The organism is Exiguobacterium sp. s70, assembly GCF_018618315.1.
GTDB classification, from domain to species: Bacteria; Bacillota; Bacilli; order Exiguobacteriales; family Exiguobacteriaceae; genus Exiguobacterium; species Exiguobacterium chiriqhucha.
Window position 1 is genome coordinate 1 of sequence record NZ_JACSLV010000002.1, and the last position, 23,253, is coordinate 23,253.

Sequence of the window (23,253 nt, forward strand, 5' to 3'; positions counted from 1 at the left end):
AGACGATGAGGTAGATAGGTCATGGGTGGAAGCACGGCGACGTGTGGAGCTGAATGATACTAATCGGTCGAGGCTTTGATCTAGTCTAAGGTTTGTGTGAATTGATGAGTCTTCAGTTTTGAGAGAACAATCTCTTAAAAATTATTGACGTTATGACTAAATAATGTTAATATAATACTTGTCTGGTGGCGATAGCGAAGCGGCCACACCCGTTCCCATGCCGAACACGGAAGTTAAGCGCTTCAGCGCCGAAAGTAGTTGGGGGTCTCCCCCTGTGAGGATAGGACGCTGCCAGGCAAGATCGTTCCGCAATAGCTCAGTGGTAGAGCAACCGGCTGTTAACCGGTAGGTCGTAGGTTCAAATCCTACTTGCGGAGCCACTTTTCTCTTTTTGGAGAGCTGTCCGAGTGGCCGAAGGAGCACGATTGGAATTCGTGTAGGCGGCAAAACCGTCTCAAGGGTTCGAATCCCTTGCTCTCCGCCAGTTTTTCAATCAATAGTATGGCCCGTTGGTCAAGCGGTTAAGACACCGCCCTTTCACGGCGGTAACACGGGTTCGAATCCCGTACGGGTCACCATTTAAATTTTATATCGTCGCGGGGTGGAGCAGTCTGGTAGCTCGTCGGGCTCATAACCCGAAGGTCGTTGGTTCAAATCCAGCCCCCGCAATTAGTGTGGTCCTGTGGTGTAGCGGTTAACATGCCTGCCTGTCACGCAGGAGATCGCGGGTTCGAATCCCGTCAGGACCGCCATTTTTTAAATTAAATTACTACATACATGGCTTTGTAGCTCAGTTGGTAGAGCAAAGGACTGAAAATCCTTGTGTCGGCGGTTCGATTCCGTCCAAAGCCACCATGTGGGGGGGTAGCGAAGTGGCTAAACGCGGCGGACTGTAAATCCGCTCCCTCGGGTTCGGCGGTTCGAATCCGCCCCCCCCCACCACTTAGGGGCATAGTTTAGCGGTAGAACTACGGTCTCCAAAACCGTCAGCGCGGGTTCGATTCCTGCTGCCCCTGCTTTCTAATATAATTATGGCGATTGTGGCGAAGTGGTTAACGCACCGGATTGTGATTCCGGCATTCGAGGGTTCAATTCCCTTCAGTCGCCCCATTTTATTGGGCTGTAGCCAAGTGGTAAGGCATCGGATTTTGATTCCGACATGCGTAGGTTCGATCCCTTCCAGCCCAGCCATTATGCGGAAGTAGTTCAGTGGTAGAATACGACCTTGCCAAGGTCGGGGTCGCGGGTTCGAATCCCGTCTTCCGCTCCATTAAATTTGGCGCCATAGCCAAGTGGTAAGGCAGAGGACTGCAACTCCTCTATCGTCGGTTCGATTCCGACTGGCGCCTCCAACATAATATGCCGGTGTGGCGGAATTGGTAGACGCGCACGACTCAAAATCGTGTTCCTCTGGAGTGTCGGTTCGACTCCGACCACCGGTATCCGTAGATCCTAGCTGAGGCTAGGGTCTTTTTTTGTATGTGAAAGTTTAAAAATAAAGGGAAGTGAGCGATGCGTAAGGAATAAGCAAGGAGTGTACGATTGTGCAAGGGGACGAAGGGGGAAGTACATTGACGACAAATCAAATCGCTCAAGCTTTTATGAGGTTTGCTGCAAACGAGTGTAGAGGTTCGAGTGTTCTTTATGAATCATTGTCGAACGAGATAGCGACAGACGTATCGATTCTCACATTATGTCAGCAAGCCAATCCAGGACAGCCTATTCCGAACCTGTTGTTTGGGGCAGTCCATTATCTGCTCTTGAGTGGGCACCAGCATCCATTAGGCGACTATTACCCAAGCGTGGCCATTGAAGCGAAAGAGGTAGATGAAGGACTATTTCCGAGTTTTCAGCAATTTTGCACAACTTATGAAACTGAGTTGGTTGCTCTCTTACAGACTAGGCTCGTTCAAACGAACGAAGTGAGACGGTGTGCGTATTTATATCCAGTGTTCGGTATGATTTCTAGATACTCAAAGCAACCGTTATCTTTAGTGGAGATTGGTACGAGCGCCGGTCTACAGCTCCTATGGGATCAGTACAGCTATCGATATGGCGACAGCGAACTGGTCGGGAACGTCACGTCATCTCTCGAGATTTCAGCGGAGGTGATTGGCGAAGGAAGACCTCGACTGAATCTACCGCTTCCTCCAGTCTGGGAACGAATCGGGTTCGATTTGAATATCGTCGATTTGACCGATGCAGATGAAAAATTGTGGTTGAAGGCTCTCATCTGGCCGGAACATGAAACTCGTCTCGAGCTATTTGAACAGGCGAGTGCGTTGATCGGGTCACACCCATTGGAGTTGATTCAAGGGGATGGAGTTCAATTATTAAAAACACGAGTCGATTCGATTGAAACGGACAGCATCGTCTGTATCTTCCATACACACGTGGCGAATCAAATGCCACTTGAAACCAAGTATGAGCTTTTGCGTCAAGTCGACTGGATCGGGGAGTACCGGGACGTCTGTCACATCTATAATAATGTCCAAGACAAGCTACTCCACCTCGATCTTATTATCGACGGCAGAAAGAGTGAGTTCGTGCTCGCCGAAACGGATGGGCATGGACGTTGGTTCAACTGGTTGTTACTGCCAGAAGCGCAAGAAAGTCTTAAGCGAAGACTCAGTAAGCTCTAACCTCGGTTAGAGCTTTTTAGGATCCATGAAAAAAAGAACCATCATGGAGATGATTCTTCATATGACGTATACGTCGCTTCGTCCAAAGTATTTAAATAATCAGGTCCGAAATTGTTCAGGATAAAGAGTTCTTCTTCGTTCTCAGTCGCCAATCCGTTCGAGAATCCTCTGTTTGCTTGGAGGAAGTGCAACAAACGATCTTGTTCCTTGTCCGCTTGAGAGAAGTCACCTTGTGACCAGTGATCGAGCATCGTTTTCAATTCCGAGTACATACTGTCACCAATTTTGAATTTAGTTTTTAGGAGCTCCAAATAGTCAGTCGACTGTTGTATATTGTCTGGTGTCATTGGAATCGCACCCCATTTAGAACGGGCTGATATTTTTTGGTGTGTCATCAAGTGCATGCTTTTGATCAATTCAGTTCGACTTGGTTTCTCTTCATTGAAAGAGACCTCTAATTCAACACGAGTCTTTGCGGTGGAGTTGCCTCTCCGGTCTAATGGGTCTTCTTTAGATACTTCGATTTGTAATTCTTTGACGCGTTTGGCGTATTTGTCATCAAGATTCTCATTCTCGACACCTTGACTTAAGTTTTTATAAAACGTGTAGCTGATCCAAAAGACTGGAATGAGCAAGATGAGGACGCTCGTCGTGATGATGAGTCGCTTCGGGGTAAATACCTGTTTCAGTTTTTTGAACAATATCATTGCCTCCTATCTGTACATAGTTGGATTTTAACATACTTCAAATACCATTAATCCCATATAAGGAATTTATATGGAAAAATAGATAAAAGAAACAAAAAAATGATTTGATAACTCATTTTGAATGAACGTTTTTCCATCTGTGATGTGATATAATTACCTGGTAATAATATTTTATGATGAATAAATTCTAATGACGGTCACGTTGCTCGTCAATCTCATAGTGTATTTGGTTTCATATTTCATTTTTGTTGTCGTCATCGCTATTTGCAATTGAGGAGGAAGTTCTACATGAGTAAAGAAAAAATCGCCCAGCTCCGAAAGCATGTCTCGCCGTTTGAAAAGGCCGATGTGAAGAAGAGCGTCCGGCAGATGATCAACACGATCTTGCCATTTCTTGCCGCCTGGATTCTTGCCTATCAGGCGCTCCAAATCTCGGTCTTCTTGACCATTCCACTTGCCATCGTCGCAGCTGGCTTCGTCGTCCGGATGTTCATCATTTTCCACGACTGTACGCACGGTTCGTTTTTCAAGAATAAAAAAGCGAACGCTATCGTCGGGACGATTATGGGGATTCTAACGTTGTTCCCATATGAGAAATGGAAACGAGAGCATTCGATTCACCATGCTTCGAGTGGTAACTTGGACAAACGTGGCGTCGGTGACATTTGGGTCATGACGATTGAAGAATACGTCGAGGCATCGAGATGGACTCGATTGCAATATCGTCTATACCGTAACCCGCTCGTCATGTTCGGTCTCGGCCCGTTGTTCTTGATTCTTATCACGAGCCGTTTTAATCGGAAAGATGCGCGTAAAAAAGAACGGAACAACACATATCTCATTAACTTGTCGCTCGTCGTGCTCTATGCGCTCGTCATCGCGCTCGTCGGTTGGAAAGCGTTCTTGATCGTTCAAGGCACGACGATGTTCACAGCCGGTGTCCTTGGAATCTGGTTGTTCTACGTACAGCATACGTTCGAAGACTCATATTTCGAGGACGAGAGCGAGTGGGACTATGTGAAGGCTGCCATCGAAGGAAGCTCGTATTACGAGTTGCCGAAAGTGTTGCAGTGGGTAACCGGGAATATCGGTTTCCACCATGTTCATCACTTGAGCCCGCGTGTACCGAACTACAACCTTGAACAAGCCCATACGTCGACGCCGCCGCTCCAAAAAGCGACGACGATTGGTCTATGGTCTAGTTTGAAGTCGCTACGCTACAAACTGTACGATGCTCAGAACAAGACGTTCGTCACGTTCCGCGATATTAAGCACTTGCTTCGGGAACCGAAGACGTCATCGTTGTGACGCACATTCCTGCCGACTTTGTCGGCAGGATATTTTTATATCGCCACAGCTATCTTATATTGAGATATGATTTATAGAAGATAAATAAGGGAACTAGATGTACTCAGACAATAAACGTATAGACTTGATAAGCCATCAAAGAAATTTCTTTAAAAGTGTTGACTTCCGAAAGGTATAGATGTATATTGATTGTAGTCGCTTTTACAGCCGACTCATATGAACCATGCGGGTGTAGTTTAATGGTAAAACCTCAGCCTTCCAAGCTGATGACGAGAGTTCGATTCTCTTCACCCGCTTCATCATCTCTCTGCCGACTGGCGGGGAGATTTTTTGTATGCGAAAATAGGCATGAAAGAGGTGATTCGATGAATGGGATGACCCCGGAAACACTTAAGCAGAAGATTGTGGCGTACGCAACGACAATTGGGATTGACGAGTTGAAAGTGACGACGGCCGACCCGTTCATCGTCATGAAGCAACGTCTCGTGAAGCAGCAAGAAAAGGGATTCGCTTCGGGGTTCGAGGAGCCTGACTTGGACAAACGGACGACACCGACGCTGCTACTTGAAGAAGCGCAGTCGATTATTGCAATCGCTATCCTGTATCCGAGCAAATTGAAGGACGCGCCGCGAAGTGTGGCCGATGAGCGCCGCGGTTTGTTCGCCCGGGCATCGTGGGGGCTCGACTACCATCGCGCTGTCGGCTCGAGACTCGAACAGTTGCAGGCGTATATTGAACAGCTCGTCCCGGGCGTCCGGACACGCTCGATGGTCGATACGGGAGAGCTTGTCGATCGAGCGGTGGCCGAACGGGCCGGAATCGGCTTCAGCGGCAAGAACTGTTCCATCATTTCGCCCGAGAAGGGGTCGTACCTCTACCTAGGCGAGATGATCCTGGACACATACTTACCACCGGATGAGATGATTGAGGACGGGTGCGGAGAATGCACGAAATGCATGACGGCATGTCCGACGACGGCGCTCATCGAACCGGGTGTGCTCGACGCAAAACGTTGCATCGCCTATTTGACGCAAATGAAGACACTCATGCCACGTGAGTTCCGCTCGAAGCTCGGCGGACGGCTATACGGCTGTGACACGTGCCAACAAGTCTGTCCGTATAATCGGAAGAAGGACTGGCGTCATCATGAAGAATTGCTTCCGGAAGCGGAAATCGTCAAACCGTTGCTCGTCCCGCTCTTGAATATGAGCAATCGCGAGTTCAAAGCAAAGTTCGGTCATCTGTCTGGCGCATGGCGCGGGAAAAAACCGATTCAGCGAAATGCAATTCTAGCGTTGGCCCATTATCGGGAACCGTCAGCCGTGCCGGTGCTCGAAGACTTCATCCAACAGGATGAGCGCGAAGACATGCGGGCGACAGCCGTCTGGGCGATCGGGGCGATTCTCGGAGCCGAAGCCGAGACGATTTATCAACAGATTGAGTCGACGGAGACGTCGGAGCTCGTACATGAAGAGATTCGATTATTCCGAGAGGAGTGGAGTCATGAAGACCGTGTCATCTAAGTGGGGAACGTTAGCCTATGAATTGAACGCCGATGGAAAGCTATGTGCGTTAGACTTTGCGGAGACGGAAGCGGATGATGGTTCGGCACCAGCTTGGCTGACCGAACTGATTGAACGTGTCGAACAATACGGGCTTCAATCGTCTGACCGCGAGTGGATTGAGATGCATGGGACCGTCTTTCAGCAAGAAGTATGGGATGCGCTCTTAACGATCCCGTTCGGAGAGACGCGGACGTACAAACAAATCGCCGAACAGATCGGACGACCAAAAGCGGTTCGTGCGGTCGGTCAGGCACTGAACCGGAATCCGTTGCCTGTCATTTTCCCGTGCCACCGGGTCGTCGGTAGCGGGGGGCAATTGACCGGTTTCGCAGGCGGTATTCATCAAAAACAACGATTACTTGATCTCGAACAAGTGAAGTGAGGAGTAGATTATGGCAATCCATGTAGTAATGTTCCAACCAGAAATCCCGGCGAATACAGGTAACGTCTCGCGCACATGTGCCGCGACGAATTCGGTGCTTCATTTGATTCGTCCTTTAGGTTTTTCGACAGACGATAAAATGCTCAAACGCGCCGGGCTCGATTATTGGCAGTTCGTAGACGTACGGTATCACGATTCGCTTGACGAACTGTGGGCCAAGCACCCGGACGGAGAGTTCTTCTACATTACCAAGTACGGGGAACAGTACCCGAGTGACCTCGACGTGTCTGCGGTCGACAAAGACTATTTCTTCGTCTTCGGACGCGAAACGAAAGGGTTGCCGATGGAAGTCATCGAGAATAACCTTGACCGTTGCATCCGCTTGCCGCAATCGAACCTCGTACGATCGCTCAACGTCTCGAACACGGCGGCGATTATCGTCTATGAGGCGCTCCGCCAACAAGGATATGCTGGGTTGAAATAAAAAAGAGCCGGATTCGTGAGAATCTCGGCTCTTATTGATTACCTTCAGGTTTTCTGTTGTATCCAGCTGTAAAGATAGCTGCGAGGAAGACGACACTGATTCCGACCATTAGTAACAAACCCATCTGAAAATCCCCCTTTTGTTCTCCGTGACTACGAATATTATAATATACTTGATAATAGATTTGCACTGAATATGAGAAATTCTTGTGAAATTGGAGCCGATATGAAAACAAACGTGTACTTGTTAAGCTATGCCCCGTTGATTGGGATTATTCTGTTCTCGATGTCGCTTGCGATCGCCACGAGCGAGTATGTGATTCAATGGCTGACCCGTGTCGGTGTCTACAGCGAGATTATCGCCCTGTTGTCCGTACAGGAGTCAAAAGTGCTCGTGCTCGTCGTGTTCTTTACCATTTACTTTATGCTGTTCAGCGCCTTCAAGCTCGTGGCCGACACGTTCAATCAACTCGGATTCGCCTTCTTCGCGCGTGAGACGAACGGCAGCTCGCTTCATCGTCTCAAGCCAGGGGCGACGATTTTCTTGGTCGGATCGGGAATCAGCTTCTTGTTCCTGAACTCGCTCCTTGCCGTCATCGCGGTATTGCTCGGCACATTCGTCCTCTATTTGTTCTATTACATATGGCAAGTCAGTCAGTTGATGTCGACGTTTCGGGCAATCGGTCTGCTCTTGATTCAAGCGATGATGTGGGCCATCCTGTTGAGCGGCCTCGCTTGGGCGATGCTCCGCTTATTTAACTCGGTCGGGGACATCATCCTATGACGGTGAATGCGACGATTCCCCTCATCCCGACCGAAGAAGTCGTTCAGGCATGGATAGCGTCACTGATGCCACCGATGGACTTATTCATGGCAGATACGAGACTCGTGACGCGACTCGGTGCGGATGCGAACGTCTTGATGATCCCACGAGCAGAATTCGACGTGCATCCGTCTTATCGGGACATCCGCATGGCCAACGCCTATACGTATTGGACCATCGACCGCGAGGCTGTTGTCGTCTTGCATGCGCCACCTGGTTGGATCGCGACATTATTGCCAGAAGTGAGACGCGAGTTGCTTGCCTATCAAGTCACGGTCGGACGGGGGCTCGTTTTCCCGGCGACTGACATGGAAATCGATTCGTTGGCGACTTCGATTGTGACGGTAGACGATGTGCCGTATCTCATCTTACATCAGTCAGCCTTTCAGGTGATGCCAGACGAGATGCGTCGTCAACTGACGTTCGAGTACGCCAAAGCTTGGGACGAGTGGACGGCGAGTTCTATTCCCGATACTTGCCCTGACCATGTGCGACGCCTTGCTAACACCTTCCCGGTCACGTCAGGCAGCAATTGCCTCGCGGCCACGCTGTTCGCAGTGACAGGTGCGGAGTGGATGGCGACGCAATGGGTCCATCCTGGCACATTCCTCCAGACGCTCGGTCAGGCTGGTTACATGAGAACCGAGTCGGAACTGACCGAACGAGGGGATGTGCTCACGTTCGTCGATGAGGCAGGGCGTGTCCAACACGCGACATACTGCATCGGCGCCGGACTCTTCTTCAACAAGAACGGACAGACGCTGTTCAATCCGTGGAAACTGATTCAACAACATGAACTGTTCGAGGCATGGGGGGACTACACGTGCCAGACGTATCGACGATCATGAAAAGCCAGGGACAACGATGTCCCTGGCTTTTTAGCGATGTGCTTCCGTCCAAACGATAGCAGGATAGGCCCGGTTGGCGAGCTCCGGGAACGGCCGCGGCGTGTCGGCGCCGAGCCAGATGGCCGTGATTGACTCATCGGTCAAACCGACGTACCACATGTCTTTATGCGAGTTCGTCGTACCGGTCTTCCCGCCGATATAAGGCCCTTTGATTTGGTTGGCGTAACGTCCCGTCCCGTAAGTGGTGACAGCGGACAACGCCTCCCGCATCGTCGCGACGGTCGCTTTCGACCAGACAGCTTGCTTCGTCATGCTTGGCGTGATCGTAGCTGCGCCCGACTCGAAGCGAATCTGTTTAATCGTCTGGCCGGACACGTACACGCCTTGGTTGAGAAACGGGGTATAGGCGGCGGCAAGCTCTTTGGGCGACACGCCTTGGGTCAAACCGCCGAGTGCGCTGGCGAGACTGTTATCGCTCTTAGCGTCCCACTGGCTGAACATCATGTCCGCCGTCGTATACGCTGCCTCTTGATCGATCGCGGTGAAGGCGGCGAGCGCCGGCGTGTTGTAGGAATACGCGACCGTATCACGGAACGATACATCACCGAGGATACGATTTCCGCTGTTCGTCGGACAATACGTCCCGTAACAGACTGGCCGACCGTCGAGGATGGTATCGAGTTTCGCTCCGGTCTCTTCTATATAGGGCGCGAACACGAGGACAGGTTTGATGGCCGATCCAGGTTGGCGGAACGCTTGCGTGGCCCGATTGAATTCACCCGATTGGGTCATCTCTGAATCGACGAGGGCGATGATGCGTCCGTTCGGCGTCAGCTCGGCATAGCCGCCGTTCAAACCGTTCGGCAGTTTTGTCATGACTTGTTTCGCCTGTTGTTGCCGGGCGACGGACAGATGCGTCTCGATTGTCGCTTGATTGGTCGCCAAGTAGTCTCTGGCGGCCTCTTCATCGAGGTCGTAACGCGAGCGAACAAGTCGGATTGCCTCTTTCATGACCGTATCCATATAATCGGGATATCGGACGACGTGTTGACGATACGTCGCCGTCAGCTTCACTCCGTGATGCGTCTCATACGCTTGTCTCGATATGACGCCGGCATCGCGGAGCTGGGTGAGGATTCGATCTTTGCGCTCATAGAACGATTCCGACGGATCGAGCGGATCATATAAAGATGGATTGTTCGGGACGGTTAACAGGAACGCGATTTGATTCCAGTTCAAATCTTCGAGCGGACGAGCGAAATATGTCTCGGCCGCCGCTTGAATCCCGTAAACGTTATGTCCGAAGAAGATGACATTGCTGTATGCTGTCATAATTTCTTTTTTACTATATTGTTTTTCAAGCGCCCGGGCGAGCAATAATTCCTTTACTTTGCGCTCGTAAGTCCGCTCGTGCGTCAAATAGACGTTGCGGGCGAGCTGTTGGGTGATGGTGCTCCCGCCTTGGCGCGAGGATTCATTGGCGTTATTGATGAACGCCCGAGCGATACCGCCGAGGTCATATCCCGGATGGGCGTTAAACTTGCGGTCTTCGATGGTCATGATGGCTTCACGGAGGTGGGCCGGAAAGCGCGCGACAGAGACGTCATCGCGTCGACCGTTCAAATAGAGCCGTTCCGTCCCGCCTTTGTACGTCAACGTGACGGCATGTTTCGACGCGAGCGGGGTAGCGTTGACCGTCTTTTCACCCCACGTCATAATCTGTTTCGCTTGCTCAATCTCTTCTTTTAACGCTCCGCTAATCGTTCCGCCGACAGCTAACAGTCCTGCAAAAAATAGGGTCCCAATCCACGCTCGCATCGTCTCACCTCTCTCTTCATACATTATATCGTCAATCTTTCAAAAAAATTCAAAATGTAAACGTTATCATATAATAATTTGGGCAGGAATACATTAGGAAATAGAGAAAGAGGGTAATAGATGTTTATATTATGAATTTAGGAGGCTGTACTATGAAGCAAGAAATGGTTGCGATGCTCCTCGCAGGAGGAGAAGGGAAACGACTCGGGCCTCTCACACGGAAGACGGCAAAACCTGCTGTCAACTTTGGAGGGAAGTACCGGATCATCGATTTTCCATTATCGAACTGTACCAATTCGGGAATCACGACGGTGGGCGTGTTAACACAATATGAGCCGCTGGAATTGAACCGTTACCTAGGCATCGGGTCAGCCTGGGATTTGGACCGACGCAATGGAGGCTTGGCCATCTTACCACCATACCAAGCGCAGTCGGGGAAAAACTGGTACGAGGGTACGGCCAATGCGATTTATCGGAACTTGAGCTATATCGACGACTACGATCCGGAGTACGTGTTGATCCTATCGGGGGACCACATTTACAAGATGGACTATGAGAAGATGCTCGATTTCCATAAAGAGAAACAAGCCGATGTCACGATCTCAGTCATGGAAGTGCCATGGGACGAGGCGCCACGCTTTGGGATTTTGAATACGAGCGACGATCTTCGCATCAATGAGTTCGACGAGAAGCCAGAGAAGCCGAAGAGCAACTTGGCCTCGATGGGGATTTACATCTTCAACTGGAAAGTACTTCGGGAGCATTTGATTCAAGACGCGGAAGACGAGACATCAAGTTTCGACTTCGGGAAAAACATCATTCCGAACACGCTTCTCGACGGCTTAGACGTGTTCGCTTATAAATTCAAAGGCTACTGGAAAGACGTTGGAACGATTCAATCGCTTTGGGAAGCCAACATGGACTTGCTCGAAGAAGATCCACCGTTCGACCTTTACGATCCGAACTGGAAAATCTATTCGGTCAACCCGAACCAAACACCGCAATTCATCGGGAAAGATGCGTGTGTCGAACAGTCGGTCATTAACGAAGGCTGCCAAATCGAGGGCGAGGTCCAACATTCGGTCTTGTTCTACGATGTACGTGTCGGTGAAGGCTCGCTCGTCAAAGACTCGGTCATCATGCCGGGAGCACGGATTGGAAAAGATGTAACGATTCATCGAGCAATCGTCGCGAGCTGTGCCGTCATTCAAGACGGGGCGACAGTTGGCGAGCCGGGTGGTGAGATCGTTGTCATTGAACCACATGAAAATATCGAGAGCGGCACAGTCTTCAAACAACGTGTTTGATTTAAAAAAAGACCGACGCAAGGAGGCGTTACTGTTGACGAATGATTTGTTAGGAATCATCAACTTAGGAACTGAAGAGGGTTTATTTCCTGAATTCACGGGGCACCGCAATTTAGCGGCTGTCCCGTTCTCAGGGCGTTATCGCCTAATTGACTTTACATTGACGAACATGATCACTCAAGGCATCAACCAAGTTGGTATTTTCACACTTGATAAATACCGCTCACTCATGGACCACTTGGGATCAGGGAAAGAATGGGATTTGGACCGCTCACAAGGCGGCCTGCACATCTTCCCGCCGGCACTCAAACCTGACGGAGAAGCCTACCTCGGCGATTTGGCCAACTTCTCGATGCACCGCGAACATTTCGTGCGTAGCAAGCAACCGTATGTGGTCATCACAGGGTCGAACGTGTTGACGACGATCGATTTCCAAGACATGCTCGATCACCACAAATCGATGGGGGCGGACATCACCCTCGCCTATACAGGACATGAACAGAAATGTGGCTATTGCCGTCCAATCCGCCTCGGCGAGAATGACCGTGTCGTCGGCATCGGTGAGCGCGGATACAGCCCGAGCGATGAGTATACGTATACGGAGACGATTGTCATGTCGAAAAACCTGTTCCTTCGTCTCGTCGATGAAGCGACATCAAAAGGAGAGTACGACTTGCTCGACGGTGTCATCCGTCCGCAGCTGCACCGCCTTCACGTTCACGGGTATCACTATACTGGCAAAATGCAGGTGATTCACTCTGTGCTTTCATACTATAATGAGAGTATGCGCTTACTTCGTCATGAGGGAATCATTTACGACTTCCCGCACATCTATACGAAGATTAAACATGAGCCGCCGACGCGCTATTTGAACGGGTCGAAAGTGAATGAGGCGCTCGTCGCGAACGGGTGTAAAATCAGCGGCGAAGTCCAAAACAGTATTCTCTTCCGCGGTGTCGTCGTCAGCGAACACGCCCGCGTCAAAAATTCAATCATTCTATCCAAATCGATCATTGAAGAAGGTGCTGTCGTCGAGAACGCCATTTTAGATAAAGAAGTGGTCGTCAAACGAGGACAAGTCATTCGTGGTACGGTCGATGAGCCGATCGTAATCGGAAAACGGACAACGGTGTAAGGGGGATATTATGAAAATATGGTATGTCGCTTCAGAAGCGGCACCGTTCATGAAAACGGGGGGGCTTGCCGATGTCATCGGCTCGCTCCCTCAAGCGGTGTCTAGCCTTGGTGAAGAAGTGAGTGTCATCATGCCGAAATATGGCACGATCGCTCAAGAATACGTAGATGAGATGGAGTACATGTTCGACCTGATCGTCCCGGTCGGCTGGCGCAAGCAGTTCGGTGCCGTCCTCAAGCTTGAACGCGATGGAATCACGTATTACTTCATCGACAACGAATATTACTTCAAACGAGAAGGCGTGCTTTATGGCCATTACGATGATGCCGAGCGCTTCGCATTCTTCTCTCGTGCCGTGCTCGAGATGATCGGGAAGCTCGAAGCGGAAGACGTGCCCGACGTGCTCCACTGTCATGATTGGCAGACCGGTGTCGTCCCAGCCTTCTTGCGGATCCATTATCAACATATCGAGGCGTATCAACGCATTCGTACCGTCTTTACCATCCATAACCTGCAATACCAAGGCATCTTCCCGGAAGCGGTCCTCGGCGAGCTGTTACAGTTCGGTCCGGAACACTTCACGGCGGAAGGAATTCAACATAACGGTCTCGTCAACTACATGAAGGCGGGCATCGTCCATTCAGACCAAATCACGACGGTCAGTCCGTCGTATCGTGACGAAATCATGGAACCGTACTACGGGGAAGGGCTCGACGCGACACTCCGTTATCGGTCTGTCGACGTCCGAGGGATTTTGAACGGCCTCGATTTGGCGACGAATGACCCGAGCACGGACAAGCGCATCGCCCAGACGTACAATCTCGATACGGTCAAAGAAGGGAAGCTCGCCAACAAGCGTGTGCTCCAAGAACGGTTCGGCCTCGAGGTACGTGACGATGTCATGTTGATCGGCTTCGTCAGTCGACTCGTCGAACAAAAAGGTCTTGATTTGATTGAAGCGGTGAGTGAGGAGCTCGGGAACTTGGACTGTCAGTTCGTGTTCCTCGGATCGGGCCAACCGGAGTATGAAGGCATCGTCCATCATATGACGGCGTCACACCCTGGCAAGGTCGGGTCATATATCGGTTTCGATATCGAACTCGCCCACTTGATTTATGCCGGATCGGACGCATTCCTCATGCCATCCCGCTTCGAGCCGTGCGGTCTCAGCCAACTCATCTCGATGCGTTACGGGACGCTTCCAATCGTACGCGAAACGGGTGGACTGCGCGATACAGTCAAACCGTATAACGAATACACACAAGAAGGCACAGGTTTTGGTTTCTTGAACTATAACGCTCACGAGATGCTCGCGACGATCGAGAAATCGATTCGCGTCTTCTACGAGGACAACACGTGGAACGCGCTCGTCCACCAAGCGATGACCGCGGACTTTAGTTGGAAACAATCTGCGAAGCAATACCGTGAGTTGTATCACCTATTTGCATGACCGGAAGGAGTTTTACACACATATGTTTACAGACAAACAGAGCTTCGTCACTTCATTCCAAGAGAGATTTGTCGCATTAAACGGGAAGTCGTTTGATGAAGGGACCGAGCAGGAAGTGTATCAAACGTTGGCCACGATGGTGCGCGAGCAGGCAATTCCGAAATGGATCAACACCCGCGACAAGCATGAAGAAAAACAAAGTAAACAAGTCATTTATTTCTCACTTGAATTTTTGCTCGGTCGTTTTCTGTACAACAATTTACTCAGTATGGACGTCCTCGAAGTCGTGCAAGAGGGACTCGATGAGCTCGGATTCAATTTCACCGATATTACCGAATATGAGCCGGAACCAGGTCTCGGTAACGGCGGTCTCGGCCGCCTAGCCGCCTGCTTCCTTGACTCGCTCGCAGCGCTCAGTCTCCCAGGACACGGGAACGGAATTCGCTACCGTTACGGCTTGTTCAAACAAAAAATCGTCGACGGCTATCAAGTCGAGTTGCCAGACAACTGGCTTCGTGACGGGAACATGTGGGAAACACGCCGAGCGGATCGCGCCATCGACGTCAATTTCGGCGGCTGGATTGAGATGCGTCAAATCGGTGACCGGCTCCGGGTCGTCCACCATCCGGACGAAGTCGTAAGGGCCGTCCCTTACGATATGCCAATCATCGGGTACAAGAACGACGTCGTCAACACGCTCCGACTTTGGAACGCCGAGTCGCCGTTTGATGATGAGGAGTATATGGAACGGACGAAAGGGTCGTATAAAGATTTGTTGAAGTATAAGCAGTCGATTGCGACCATTTCTGAATTCCTGTATCCGGACGACACGACGTACGAAGGAAAAGTGCTTCGTTTGAAGCAGCAATACTTCTTCGTCTCGGCGGGCGTCCAGTCGATGATCGCGTCTTACTTACGTCATAATAAATCCTTGAAGCACTTAGGCGACCATTATGCGGTCCATATTAACGACACGCATCCGGTCGTGGCCATTCCTGAACTCATGCGGATCTTGATGGACGATCATGGTTACGGCTGGGACGAAGCGTGGCGTGTGACGAAGAGCGTCATGTCGTTCACGAACCACACACTCCTCGCCGAGGCGCTCGAGAAGTGGCCGGTCGAGATGTATGAACGGTTATTGCCACGCATTTATCAAATCATCACGGAAATCAATCGCCGTTTCTGTAAAGACGTCCTCGTCAACTATCCGCATCTCGAGCCACATATGGGCGAGATTGCAATCGTATCGAACGAACACATCAACATGGCAAACCTTGCCGTCGTCGGTTCGCACTCGACGAACGGGGTGGCCCGGATTCATACGGACATCTTGAAGCAACGCGAAATGCGTCATTTGTACGAGATGTTCCCGCTCCGGTTCAACAACAAGACGAACGGCATCACGCATCGACGCTGGCTCCTCAAGTCGAATCCACGCCTCTCGAATTTGATTACGGATGCAATTGGTCCATCATGGATTGAACATCCGAACGATCTCGAGAAGTTGATGGGTGTCTCGAAAGATGCGAGCTTCCAAGAACAGGTCATGAACGTGAAGCAACAGAACAAACTGGATTTGGCAAGTTATATCCAAGCCGAGACGGGCATCGCCGTCGACCCGGACTCGATTTTCGATGTCCAAGTCAAGCGACTGCACGCCTATAAACGTCAATTGATGAACGCGATGCACATTCACGCGCTCTATCAAAAGATTCAAGCCGATCCGACGTTCACGATGGTCCCACGTACGTTCATCTTCGGGGCGAAGGCGGCACCAGGGTATTATTATGCCAAAGAAGTCATTCGCTATATCAACGCCCTTGCGTCGATGATCAACAATGACAAACGGGCGAGCCGCTTCATCAAAATCGTTTTTCTTGAGAACTATCGCGTCTCGATGGCCGAGCGCATCTTCCCAGGTTCGGACTTGAGTGAGCAAATCTCGACAGCGAGCTACGAGGCGTCAGGTACCGGCAACATGAAGTTCATGATGAACGGGGCGCTCACAATCGGGACGCTCGACGGCGCCAATATCGAGATTCGCGACGCGGTCGGCGACGACCACATCTTCATCTTCGGATTGACGCCGCAAGAAGTCATGAACTATAAGAAGTTCGGCGGTTACCATGCGGCCGACATCTACCATGCGAACACGGACGTGCGCAACGTCGTCGACGGACTCGTCAACGGGACATTCGACAAGGTCGGGGAATACCAATTCCAAGCGATTTTCGATTCGCTTCTCGTCTATAATGACGACTTCCTCGTCTTGAAAGATTTCGCGTCATACATGCAGGCACAGCGTCGTGTCGATGAAGTATTCGCCGACAAGGCACGCTGGGCCGAGAGTTCGATCGTCAATACGGCCAAATCGGGTATCTTCTCGAGTGACCGGACGATCACAGAATATGCGAACGCCGTTTGGAACATTAAACCGACGAGCGTCAAATAAAAAAATCCACCCGTTACGGGTGGACCTTGTTTTCTGGATAACTAATCCAATCAGAGTAAGAGCCGGGGTACAGACGCACATCGTCTTTACCGAGGGCGTGTAGCGCCAAAATGTTGACGCAGGCGGTGACCCCGCTCCCGCAATAAAAGATGGGATTCGGGACATCGAGGACGTCGGCGTAATGCTCTTTCAAATCGTGGAAGTCTTGAAGCGTCCCTAAGTCGGTGACGGCCTCGGTATAGGGACAGAGCACGGCGTTCGGGATATGCCCGGGCTTGCGGTCAATCGGTTCATGGCTGCCGTCGTAACGGTCGGCCGTTCTTGAATCGTATAACCCACCAGTGACGGTGGCGGCGCGCACGTCTTCAATCGTCGCGATCATCTCGTCTTGGAAGACGGGTGTATAGTCGGAAACGGGATAGGACGGGACGTCTGTCGTCGTCTCCCCGCAGTAAGTGATGCCGGATTGGATGCCGCCTTCGAGCACGATGACGCGCTCATGGCCGGCCCACTTGAATAACCACCACGCACGAGCGGCGAACGGGAAGCCGTCGTCGTAGATGATGACCAAGTCATCGCGTTGAATCCCGATGCGGCGGAGCGTTTCGGTCCATGCCTGTTTAGACGGCAGCGGATGGCGTCCGCCGTGCTCGGACAACGGTCCGGACAAGTCTTCCATCAAATCAAGGAAGACGGCGTTAGGCAGATGTCCTTGTCGATACGCATACTTTCCGTATGAGGCGTCGTTTAATGAATAGCGGCAATCAATGAAGCGGATCGAGTCCGTATGGACGATGTGTTTCAATTCTTGGGCACGCATAGTTGGAAACATAGTATCACCTCGAAGTTTCGTTACTCCCATCGTATACAAGATGGAACAAATTGGCGAGTACTTCGATTGAATTTTTGAATGTCGAAAGGGGAACTGACCATGACATGGCAACAGACATATGACCGATGGAAACAACACGAGGCGCTCGAGCCGCATTTGCGCGCCGAACTCGAGGTGCTCGAGCAAGACGAGACATCACTCGAGGATGCCTTCTATAAGACGCTCGAATTCGGGACGGGCGGTATGCGCGGTGAAATCGGTCCAGGGGCAAACCGGATGAACATCTATACGATTCGCAAGGCATCGCAAGGCTTTGCCGATTTTATCGCCGCGTCAGGGGAAGAAGCGAAACGTCACGGCGTCGTCATCGCCCACGACTCGCGTCACTTCTCGCCAGAGTTTGCGCTCGAGGCGGCACGCACACTCGCTTCGAACGGGATTAAGACATACTTGTTCCCGAGTTTGCGGGCGACGCCAGAGTTGTCATTCGCCGTCCGTCATTTGAACGCCTTCGGCGGCATCGTCATCACGGCGAGCCACAACCCGCCGGAATATAACGGCTTCAAAGTGTATGGCGCCGACGGTGGACAATTGCCACCGGCCGAAGCCGATGAGCTCGTCTCGTACGTCAATGCCATCGAAGATGAATTGAAGATTGACGTTAAAGATGAGGCACCGCTTCGGTCCGAGGGCACACTCGTCACGGTCGATGCGTCGGTCGATGCGGCATACATGGAAGCTCTCCAATCGATTCGGATTCATACGGACGTCCAAGGCGATCCGCTCAAAATCGTCTATTCACCACTTCATGGGACGGGACGTCGCCCGGTCATGGAAGGATTGAAAGCATATGGGTTCGAACACGTCACCATCGTCGACGAACAGGCTGAGCCGGACGGGGCATTCCCGACGGTCAGTTATCCGAACCCGGAAGAACGAGCTGCCTTCGAGCTCGCGATGCAGTACGGCGACCGCGTCGGGGCCGACTTGCTCATGGCGACGGACCCAGACGCCGACCGTGTCGGCTTCACGGTCCGTGACCGCAATGGCGAATGGTTCGTTTTGACGGGGAACCAGACCGGGGCGCTTCTCATGGATTACATTCTGTCTCAAAAAGTGGAGACGGGGACGCTTCCGACGAACGGCTTCGTCGCGAAGACGATTGTCACATCGGAACTCGGGGCGGCCATCGCCAAGGCGTATGGGGTCCACCTCGAGAACACGCTCACCGGTTTCAAATTCATCGGCGAGAAAATCAAGCAGTATGAAGAGTCGGGCCAGTACCAGTTCTTATTCGGTTACGAAGAGAGCTACGGTTATTTGATTGGAGACTTCTGCCGTGACAAAGATGCCGTCCAGGCGTGCTTGCTCGGCGCCGAAATGGCGGCTTTCCATAAACAGCACGGACGCACGTTGTACGATGCCCTCCAAGCCGTCTATGAGAAGTATGGCTTCTACGAGGAGTCGCTCCAATCGATGACGTTGAAAGGGAAGGCCGGTCTCGAACAAATCGGTCGAATGATGGAGGCGTTCCGCGCCAATCCGCCACAAGAAGTCGGCGGCTACGAAGTCGTCCGCTTCGAGGATTACAAGCAACAAGTCGCGAAAAACTTGCAGCAAGGCGAGACGGAAGCGATCGAGTTGCCATCGTCGAACGTACTCAAATTCATCTTCGAGGACGGCTCATGGTTCTGCCTGCGTCCGTCTGGGACCGAACCGAAAATCAAATTCTATTTCAGTGTCCACGCCGATAGCGCGGAGAAAACGACAGTGAAACGGGAAGCGATTGAACGTGATGTTATGAAGCAAGCGAAAGCAATCGATTAATCGACGACACCGCCCTGACGAGGGTGGTGTCTTTTGTTTGACAAGATATGCCCCCCTCAGTATGATGAGTGTATTGTTCATAACCATGTAATCATATACGGATTATCAGGAAGGCGGAAATTACCATGAAAAAATCATTAACAGCAGTACTTGCAATCGGAGCATCGTTCGGGGTGCTCGCGGCTTGCGGGACAGAGACAGACAGCGGCTCAGAAGAAGCCGTCATCACAGTCGGGACAGAAGCGACGTACCCGCCATTCACGTACAAAGACAAAGGTGAAATCACAGGGTATGACATCGACGTATTGAACGAAGCGGCCGAGCGTGCCGGTTACACGGTCGAATACGAGCCAATGGACTTCAAAGGACTCGTACCGGCCCTCGACGCAGAACGCATCGACATGATTGCCAACCAAATGAGTATCACGCCAGAACGTGAAGAGAAATACGCGTTCTCAACTCCGTACGCGGTATCAGGTGCGCAAGTCATCGTCGCTTCGGACAACGAAGACATTCAAAGCATCGATGACCTCGACGGCAAAGTCGTCGGCTCGACACAAGGTTCAGTCTACGCGCAGCTCGCTGAAGAAGCCGGTGCTGAAGTGAAGTTCTACAAAGGCGCGAACCAAGTGCTCCAAGACCTTCAAGTCGGACGTCTCGATGCGGCACTCAACGACCGTCTCTTCATCTTGACAGAGCTTGAGAAGACAGGTTACGACGTGAAAGCGGTCGGAGACGTCTTCAATAAGAGTGAAGCGGGCTACATGACACGTCAAGACTCAGACGTGCTCGACAAGTTGGACGACGCGTTAGCTGAGATGCAAGAAGACGGTACGATGGCTGAAATCGGTGAGAAGTACTTCGGTGAGGACATCAGTCAATGAGTGAACTGATCACGACCGTCATCGAGAACCGTTCGGCCTATATCGAAGCCGTACAATTGACGTTGATCGCCAGTATCCTGTCGATTCTCCTCGCCTTGGTGCTCGGTCTGATCATCGCTGTCTTACACAGCAGCCCTGTCAAAGTCGTTCGTTTGTTCACTCGTACGTATATCTCGTTCTTCCGGGGCACACCGCTCCTCTTGCAACTTCTCATCCTGTACGTCGGTCTGACCGGTTTCGTCCAGTTGAGCGGGATGCAGGCACTTATCTTTGGATTAGGCCTTCACTTTGCGGCCTATATCTCGGAAGCGTTCCGCGCGGCCATCAATTCGGTCGATCGTGGGCAAGTCGAGGCGAGCGTCGCCCTCGGGATTCCGCGTGCGAAGCGCTTCAAGGATATCATCTTCCCACAGGCGTTATCGCGTGCGATCCCACCGGTGTCCAACTCGGTCATCGATATCATCAAATCGACGTCACTCGGTTCGGTCATCGCCGTCCAAGAGTTGACGTACGTGTCAGACCAAATCGCCGCGACGACGTATCTCGTCATGCCGCTCCTCTTGTTCTCGGCATCGATCTATTGGATCTTGTCGACGCTCATCCAAGCGGGGCAGCATCGTCTCGAACGTCGGTATGCGATTCGCTAACACAAAGAAATCCCTTCGATTGGTTGCAATCGAAGGGATTTTTGTATTAACGGATGACGAGTTCTGTCTCCGTGTCGAAGAAGTGAGCTTTCGTCATATCGAGCGCGAGTGTGACGTCGTCACCCATGTGGATGTTCGAACGTCCATCGATCCGTGCCGTGAACTGGTGGCCACCGAGTTCAGCGTACAAGTACGACTCAGCGCCCATGAGCTCGGCAACGTCGATGTGCGTGCGGAACGTGTGCGTCGTTGGCGAGTCGATATAGATTGGCTCATCGTGAATCGATTCTGGACGGATTCCGAGCACGAGTTCTTTGCCGACGTAACCGCGGTCACGAAGACCTTTCATTTTGCCTTCAGGGACGTTGATTTCTTCGCCGCCGACGAGGAACTTCCCATCAGCCAATTTTCCGCGGAAGAAGTTCATCGAAGGTGATCCGATGAAGCCGGCTACGAAGATGTTGTCTGGGTTTTCGTATACTTCTTTTGGCGAACCGACTTGTTGGATGATTCCGTCTTTCATGATGACGATCCGAGTCGCGAGTGTCATCGCTTCCGTTTGGTCATGGGTAACGTAAATCGTCGTCGTGTCGAGACGGTTGTGCAACTGGATGATTTCTTTACGCATTTGAACGCGAAGCTTGGCATCCAAGTTTGAGAGCGGCTCATCCATCAAGAACACTTTGGCATCACGAACGATGGCACGGCCGATGGCGACACGTTGACGCTGACCACCAGAGAGTGCTTTCGGCTTACGTTGAAGGTATTCTTCAAGTCCGAGGATACGGGCCGCATCTTGGACGCGACGGTCGATTTCATCTTTCGGGAACTTGCGAAGTTTCAAACCGAACGCCATGTTGTCATAGACACTCATGTGCGGGTAAAGTGCATAGTTTTGGAAGACCATGGCGATGTCGCGGTCTTTCGGTGCGACGTCGTTCATGCGCTTGCCGTCGATGATGAAGTCGCCGCTCGAGATTTCTTCGAGTCCTGCGATCATACGGAGCGTCGTCGATTTACCACAACCTGAAGGTCCGACGAAGACGATGAATTCGCGGTCTTTGATGTGCAAGTTGAAATCGCTGACTGCCTTCGAGTCACCACCATCGTATATTTTATCAATGTGATTTAATTGAATTTCTGCCATGTCGTTAGCCTCCTGGGAATCTGTTCTTGTATAATAGCGCTTACAAGACTGATTATACGATGAAACCGCTTGCATCGAATATGTACACGTTGCACAAAAACGATTACTCAGATTTGTGCAACGTGACAATCAATTGGAGCAGACCGGCATCGTAGAACTGCCTAGCGTCATAACCGGTCGCTTCATAGAGCCGATCGAGCCGATAGTTGAGCGTATTTCGATGCATGAATAACGCCTTGGCCGTGTGCGATACGTTCAACGAGTGGGCGAACAACGCCTCCAATAAATCGATCGTCGTCTTATCGAGTGACGCGACGACAGGGGCCGTCAGACGGGGACGTACATCAAAAGTCTCATGGCGTTGTAGTAAATAATGGTATAATAATTGACTAGCAGGGTAAGCTTTAGTAGAGAGCTTGGCGAGTGGGAGTAGCGCCTGATGCTGGTGATAAAGTGGCGCAAGGTCACCGAGCGGACGTGCGCTATAGACGACATGCGCCTCGACGTAACAATCGCTCGCGATCGCCCGTAAGACGTCTTCGAACTCGGTCAGCTCGACGAACTGATCGGTCTCAATGATTTCAACGTGAGACCGGGTCATGAGAACAATCTCTGCTTCAGGCATAAAGTCAGCTAACACGTCTAAAAATTGTTCGAGTGCCTCAGGGTCTTGATAATGCAGGACGAGCGACATGAGACGGAACGGCCGGTCGAACCGGTACGCATCGGTGAGTAGACGGTCCTGCCATTTGGCTTGTCGTGGGTCGAGTCTTGTCAGGAGTGGGGTGGCGAACCATTCAAGCAGCTGTCGCTCACGCTCCGTCAGCTCCAGTTTAGGGAGACCGAAGACCGTGCCGTCCTGGGCTTGATACCAGCGAACGTCACTGGACGCTTCTTCGGACCGATGGACAGCCATCGGGAAAATCGATTTAATTCGTTCAAACGTAGTCAACACAATCACCTCTTCAACAAATGTATCATATTTCAGATCGG

At 51.4% G+C, this 23,253-nt stretch carries 19 protein-coding genes, 14 tRNA genes and 2 rRNA genes; 30 read left to right on the plus strand and 5 right to left on the minus strand.

The window, feature by feature from the left end; all coding sequences use genetic code 11:
• From KNP84_RS04625 to KNP84_RS04700, 16 genes are all read left to right on the plus strand, one after another.
• Positions 1 to 83 (plus strand): 23S ribosomal RNA (locus KNP84_RS04625); the annotation flags it as partial.
• Between the two features lie 98 nt (positions 84 to 181).
• A 5S ribosomal RNA gene (gene rrf / locus KNP84_RS04630) occupies positions 182 to 297 on the plus strand.
• 8 nt (positions 298 to 305) lie between these two features.
• Positions 306 to 380 (plus strand) — tRNA-Asn (locus KNP84_RS04635).
• 13 nt (positions 381 to 393) lie between these two features.
• Positions 394 to 484: transfer RNA gene (locus KNP84_RS04640), tRNA-Ser, on the plus strand.
• Between the two features lie 19 nt (positions 485 to 503).
• A tRNA-Glu gene (locus KNP84_RS04645) sits at positions 504 to 578 on the plus strand.
• Between the two features lie 17 nt (positions 579 to 595).
• A tRNA-Met gene (locus KNP84_RS04650) sits at positions 596 to 669 on the plus strand.
• 7 nt (positions 670 to 676) lie between these two features.
• Positions 677 to 752: transfer RNA gene (locus KNP84_RS04655), tRNA-Asp, on the plus strand.
• 27 nt (positions 753 to 779) lie between these two features.
• Positions 780 to 855, plus strand: a tRNA-Phe gene (locus tag KNP84_RS04660).
• Between the two features lie 3 nt (positions 856 to 858).
• Positions 859 to 942, plus strand: a tRNA-Tyr gene (locus tag KNP84_RS04665).
• Between the two features lie 3 nt (positions 943 to 945).
• Positions 946 to 1,016, plus strand: a tRNA-Trp gene (locus tag KNP84_RS04670).
• Positions 1,017 to 1,034: 18 nt separating this feature from the next.
• Positions 1,035 to 1,110 (plus strand) — tRNA-His (locus KNP84_RS04675).
• A 6-nt stretch (positions 1,111 to 1,116) separates the two neighbouring features.
• Positions 1,117 to 1,191: transfer RNA gene (locus KNP84_RS04680), tRNA-Gln, on the plus strand.
• 4 nt (positions 1,192 to 1,195) lie between these two features.
• A tRNA-Gly gene (locus tag KNP84_RS04685) sits at positions 1,196 to 1,270 on the plus strand.
• Between the two features lie 8 nt (positions 1,271 to 1,278).
• Positions 1,279 to 1,352 (plus strand) — tRNA-Cys (locus KNP84_RS04690).
• A 9-nt stretch (positions 1,353 to 1,361) separates the two neighbouring features.
• A tRNA-Leu gene (locus KNP84_RS04695) sits at positions 1,362 to 1,442 on the plus strand.
• Positions 1,443 to 1,601: 159 nt separating this feature from the next.
• Positions 1,602 to 2,642, plus strand: a complete 1,041-nt coding sequence (locus KNP84_RS04700; protein WP_215114606.1) for a DUF2332 domain-containing protein — start codon at positions 1,602 to 1,604, stop codon at positions 2,640 to 2,642.
• Positions 2,643 to 2,683: 41 nt separating this feature from the next.
• On the opposite strand, the gene KNP84_RS04705 is transcribed toward KNP84_RS04700, so the two are convergent.
• Positions 2,684 to 3,343: a DUF6241 domain-containing protein gene (locus tag KNP84_RS04705; protein ID WP_214714064.1), complete on the minus strand. Its 660-nt coding sequence runs from the start codon at positions 3,341 to 3,343 to the stop codon at positions 2,684 to 2,686.
• A gap of 294 nt (positions 3,344 to 3,637) precedes the next feature.
• On the opposite strand from KNP84_RS04705, the gene desA reads away from it, so the two are divergent.
• The 7 genes from desA to KNP84_RS04740 all read left to right on the plus strand — a co-directional run bounded on the left by desA (position 3,638) and on the right by KNP84_RS04740 (position 8,758).
• The gene (gene desA / locus KNP84_RS04710) at positions 3,638 to 4,657 is read left to right on the plus strand and encodes a Delta(5) desaturase DesA (protein WP_214720467.1); all 1,020 of its coding nucleotides are present in this window, start codon (positions 3,638 to 3,640) and stop codon (positions 4,655 to 4,657) included.
• Between the two features lie 225 nt (positions 4,658 to 4,882).
• Positions 4,883 to 4,953, plus strand: a tRNA-Gly gene (locus tag KNP84_RS04715).
• Between the two features lie 78 nt (positions 4,954 to 5,031).
• The gene (gene queG / locus KNP84_RS04720; protein ID WP_214832619.1) at positions 5,032 to 6,180 is read left to right on the plus strand and encodes a tRNA epoxyqueuosine(34) reductase QueG; all 1,149 of its coding nucleotides are present in this window, start codon (positions 5,032 to 5,034) and stop codon (positions 6,178 to 6,180) included.
• Positions 6,161 to 6,604 carry a methylated-DNA--[protein]-cysteine S-methyltransferase gene (locus tag KNP84_RS04725; RefSeq protein WP_214720468.1) on the plus strand — a complete coding sequence of 148 codons (444 nt, stop codon included), beginning with the start codon at positions 6,161 to 6,163 and terminating at the stop codon, positions 6,602 to 6,604. Before queG ends, KNP84_RS04725 begins: the two co-directional genes overlap by 20 nt.
• A gap of 10 nt (positions 6,605 to 6,614) precedes the next feature.
• A complete protein-coding gene (trmL, locus tag KNP84_RS04730) occupies positions 6,615 to 7,088 on the plus strand; it encodes a tRNA (uridine(34)/cytosine(34)/5-carboxymethylaminomethyluridine(34)-2'-O)-methyltransferase TrmL (protein ID WP_021066740.1) in 474 nt (157 codons plus the stop codon).
• Positions 7,089 to 7,313: 225 nt separating this feature from the next.
• Entirely contained in the window at positions 7,314 to 7,871 is a 558-nt protein-coding gene (locus tag KNP84_RS04735; protein ID WP_021066738.1) for a DUF5366 family protein, read from the plus strand.
• Complete coding sequence (locus tag KNP84_RS04740; RefSeq protein ID WP_215114407.1) at positions 7,868 to 8,758, plus strand: hypothetical protein; 891 nt, start codon at positions 7,868 to 7,870, stop codon at positions 8,756 to 8,758. The genes KNP84_RS04735 and KNP84_RS04740 overlap by 4 nt, the downstream gene beginning before the upstream one ends.
• A gap of 30 nt (positions 8,759 to 8,788) precedes the next feature.
• Here KNP84_RS04740 and KNP84_RS04745 read toward each other — a convergent pair whose 3' ends face one another.
• The gene (locus KNP84_RS04745; RefSeq protein WP_215114408.1) at positions 8,789 to 10,600 is read right to left on the minus strand and encodes a transglycosylase domain-containing protein; all 1,812 of its coding nucleotides are present in this window, start codon (positions 10,598 to 10,600) and stop codon (positions 8,789 to 8,791) included.
• A 128-nt stretch (positions 10,601 to 10,728) separates the two neighbouring features.
• Here KNP84_RS04745 and KNP84_RS04750 point away from each other — a divergent pair, with 128 nt between their 5' ends.
• From KNP84_RS04750 to KNP84_RS04765, 4 genes are read left to right on the plus strand one after another with little or no spacing between them, the layout of a single operon-like run.
• On the plus strand, positions 10,729 to 11,883 hold the full coding sequence (locus KNP84_RS04750) for a glucose-1-phosphate adenylyltransferase (RefSeq protein ID WP_029595994.1): 1,155 nt from the start codon (positions 10,729 to 10,731) through the stop codon (positions 11,881 to 11,883).
• 34 nt (positions 11,884 to 11,917) lie between these two features.
• Positions 11,918 to 13,018, plus strand: a complete 1,101-nt coding sequence (glgD, locus tag KNP84_RS04755; protein ID WP_058765772.1) for a glucose-1-phosphate adenylyltransferase subunit GlgD — start codon at positions 11,918 to 11,920, stop codon at positions 13,016 to 13,018.
• A gap of 10 nt (positions 13,019 to 13,028) precedes the next feature.
• Entirely contained in the window at positions 13,029 to 14,468 is a 1,440-nt protein-coding gene (glgA, locus tag KNP84_RS04760) for a glycogen synthase GlgA (protein WP_029595993.1), read from the plus strand.
• A gap of 22 nt (positions 14,469 to 14,490) precedes the next feature.
• On the plus strand, positions 14,491 to 16,923 hold the full coding sequence (locus tag KNP84_RS04765; RefSeq protein WP_029595992.1) for a glycogen/starch/alpha-glucan phosphorylase: 2,433 nt from the start codon (positions 14,491 to 14,493) through the stop codon (positions 16,921 to 16,923).
• Positions 16,924 to 16,936: 13 nt separating this feature from the next.
• On the opposite strand, the gene KNP84_RS04770 is transcribed toward KNP84_RS04765, so the two are convergent.
• The gene (locus KNP84_RS04770) at positions 16,937 to 17,755 is read right to left on the minus strand and encodes a sulfurtransferase (RefSeq protein WP_029595991.1); all 819 of its coding nucleotides are present in this window, start codon (positions 17,753 to 17,755) and stop codon (positions 16,937 to 16,939) included.
• Positions 17,756 to 17,854: 99 nt separating this feature from the next.
• Between KNP84_RS04770 and KNP84_RS04775 the strand changes: the two genes are divergently transcribed.
• From KNP84_RS04775 to KNP84_RS04785, 3 genes are all read left to right on the plus strand, one after another.
• A complete protein-coding gene (locus KNP84_RS04775; protein ID WP_029595990.1) occupies positions 17,855 to 19,582 on the plus strand; it encodes a phospho-sugar mutase in 1,728 nt (575 codons plus the stop codon).
• Positions 19,583 to 19,707: 125 nt separating this feature from the next.
• Positions 19,708 to 20,466, plus strand: a complete 759-nt coding sequence (locus KNP84_RS04780; RefSeq protein ID WP_215114409.1) for a transporter substrate-binding domain-containing protein — start codon at positions 19,708 to 19,710, stop codon at positions 20,464 to 20,466.
• Positions 20,463 to 21,113, plus strand: a complete 651-nt coding sequence (locus tag KNP84_RS04785; protein WP_021066728.1) for an amino acid ABC transporter permease — start codon at positions 20,463 to 20,465, stop codon at positions 21,111 to 21,113. The genes KNP84_RS04780 and KNP84_RS04785 overlap by 4 nt, the downstream gene beginning before the upstream one ends.
• 46 nt (positions 21,114 to 21,159) lie before the next feature.
• Here the strand turns inward: KNP84_RS04785 and KNP84_RS04790 are convergent, their stop codons facing one another.
• Both KNP84_RS04790 and KNP84_RS04795 read right to left on the minus strand, forming a co-directional pair.
• A complete protein-coding gene (locus tag KNP84_RS04790) occupies positions 21,160 to 22,260 on the minus strand; it encodes an ABC transporter ATP-binding protein (RefSeq protein ID WP_021066727.1) in 1,101 nt (366 codons plus the stop codon).
• Positions 22,261 to 22,363: 103 nt separating this feature from the next.
• Positions 22,364 to 23,215, minus strand: a complete 852-nt coding sequence (locus tag KNP84_RS04795; protein ID WP_214755679.1) for a PucR family transcriptional regulator — start codon at positions 23,213 to 23,215, stop codon at positions 22,364 to 22,366.
• Positions 23,216 to 23,253: the final 38 nt, after the last annotated feature.

Coding starts and splice junctions, on each gene's coding strand:
- KNP84_RS04700 (WP_215114606.1), top strand. CDS start 1,602: ATGAGGTTTGCTGCAAACGAGTGTAGAGGTTCGAGTGTTCTTTATGAA.
- desA (WP_214720467.1), top strand. CDS start 3,638: ATGAGTAAAGAAAAAATCGCCCAGCTCCGAAAGCATGTCTCGCCGTTT.
- queG (WP_214832619.1), top strand. CDS start 5,032: ATGACCCCGGAAACACTTAAGCAGAAGATTGTGGCGTACGCAACGACA.
- KNP84_RS04725 (WP_214720468.1), top strand. CDS start 6,161: ATGAAGACCGTGTCATCTAAGTGGGGAACGTTAGCCTATGAATTGAAC.
- trmL (WP_021066740.1), top strand. CDS start 6,615: ATGGCAATCCATGTAGTAATGTTCCAACCAGAAATCCCGGCGAATACA.
- KNP84_RS04735 (WP_021066738.1), top strand. CDS start 7,314: ATGAAAACAAACGTGTACTTGTTAAGCTATGCCCCGTTGATTGGGATT.
- KNP84_RS04740 (WP_215114407.1), top strand. CDS start 7,868: ATGACGGTGAATGCGACGATTCCCCTCATCCCGACCGAAGAAGTCGTT.
- KNP84_RS04745 (WP_215114408.1), bottom strand. CDS start 10,600: ATGTATGAAGAGAGAGGTGAGACGATGCGAGCGTGGATTGGGACCCTA.
- KNP84_RS04750 (WP_029595994.1), top strand. CDS start 10,729: ATGAAGCAAGAAATGGTTGCGATGCTCCTCGCAGGAGGAGAAGGGAAA.
- glgA (WP_029595993.1), top strand. CDS start 13,029: ATGAAAATATGGTATGTCGCTTCAGAAGCGGCACCGTTCATGAAAACG.
- KNP84_RS04765 (WP_029595992.1), top strand. CDS start 14,491: ATGTTTACAGACAAACAGAGCTTCGTCACTTCATTCCAAGAGAGATTT.
- KNP84_RS04770 (WP_029595991.1), bottom strand. CDS start 17,755: ATGTTTCCAACTATGCGTGCCCAAGAATTGAAACACATCGTCCATACG.
- KNP84_RS04775 (WP_029595990.1), top strand. CDS start 17,855: ATGACATGGCAACAGACATATGACCGATGGAAACAACACGAGGCGCTC.
- KNP84_RS04780 (WP_215114409.1), top strand. CDS start 19,708: ATGAAAAAATCATTAACAGCAGTACTTGCAATCGGAGCATCGTTCGGG.
- KNP84_RS04785 (WP_021066728.1), top strand. CDS start 20,463: ATGAGTGAACTGATCACGACCGTCATCGAGAACCGTTCGGCCTATATC.
- KNP84_RS04790 (WP_021066727.1), bottom strand. CDS start 22,260: ATGGCAGAAATTCAATTAAATCACATTGATAAAATATACGATGGTGGT.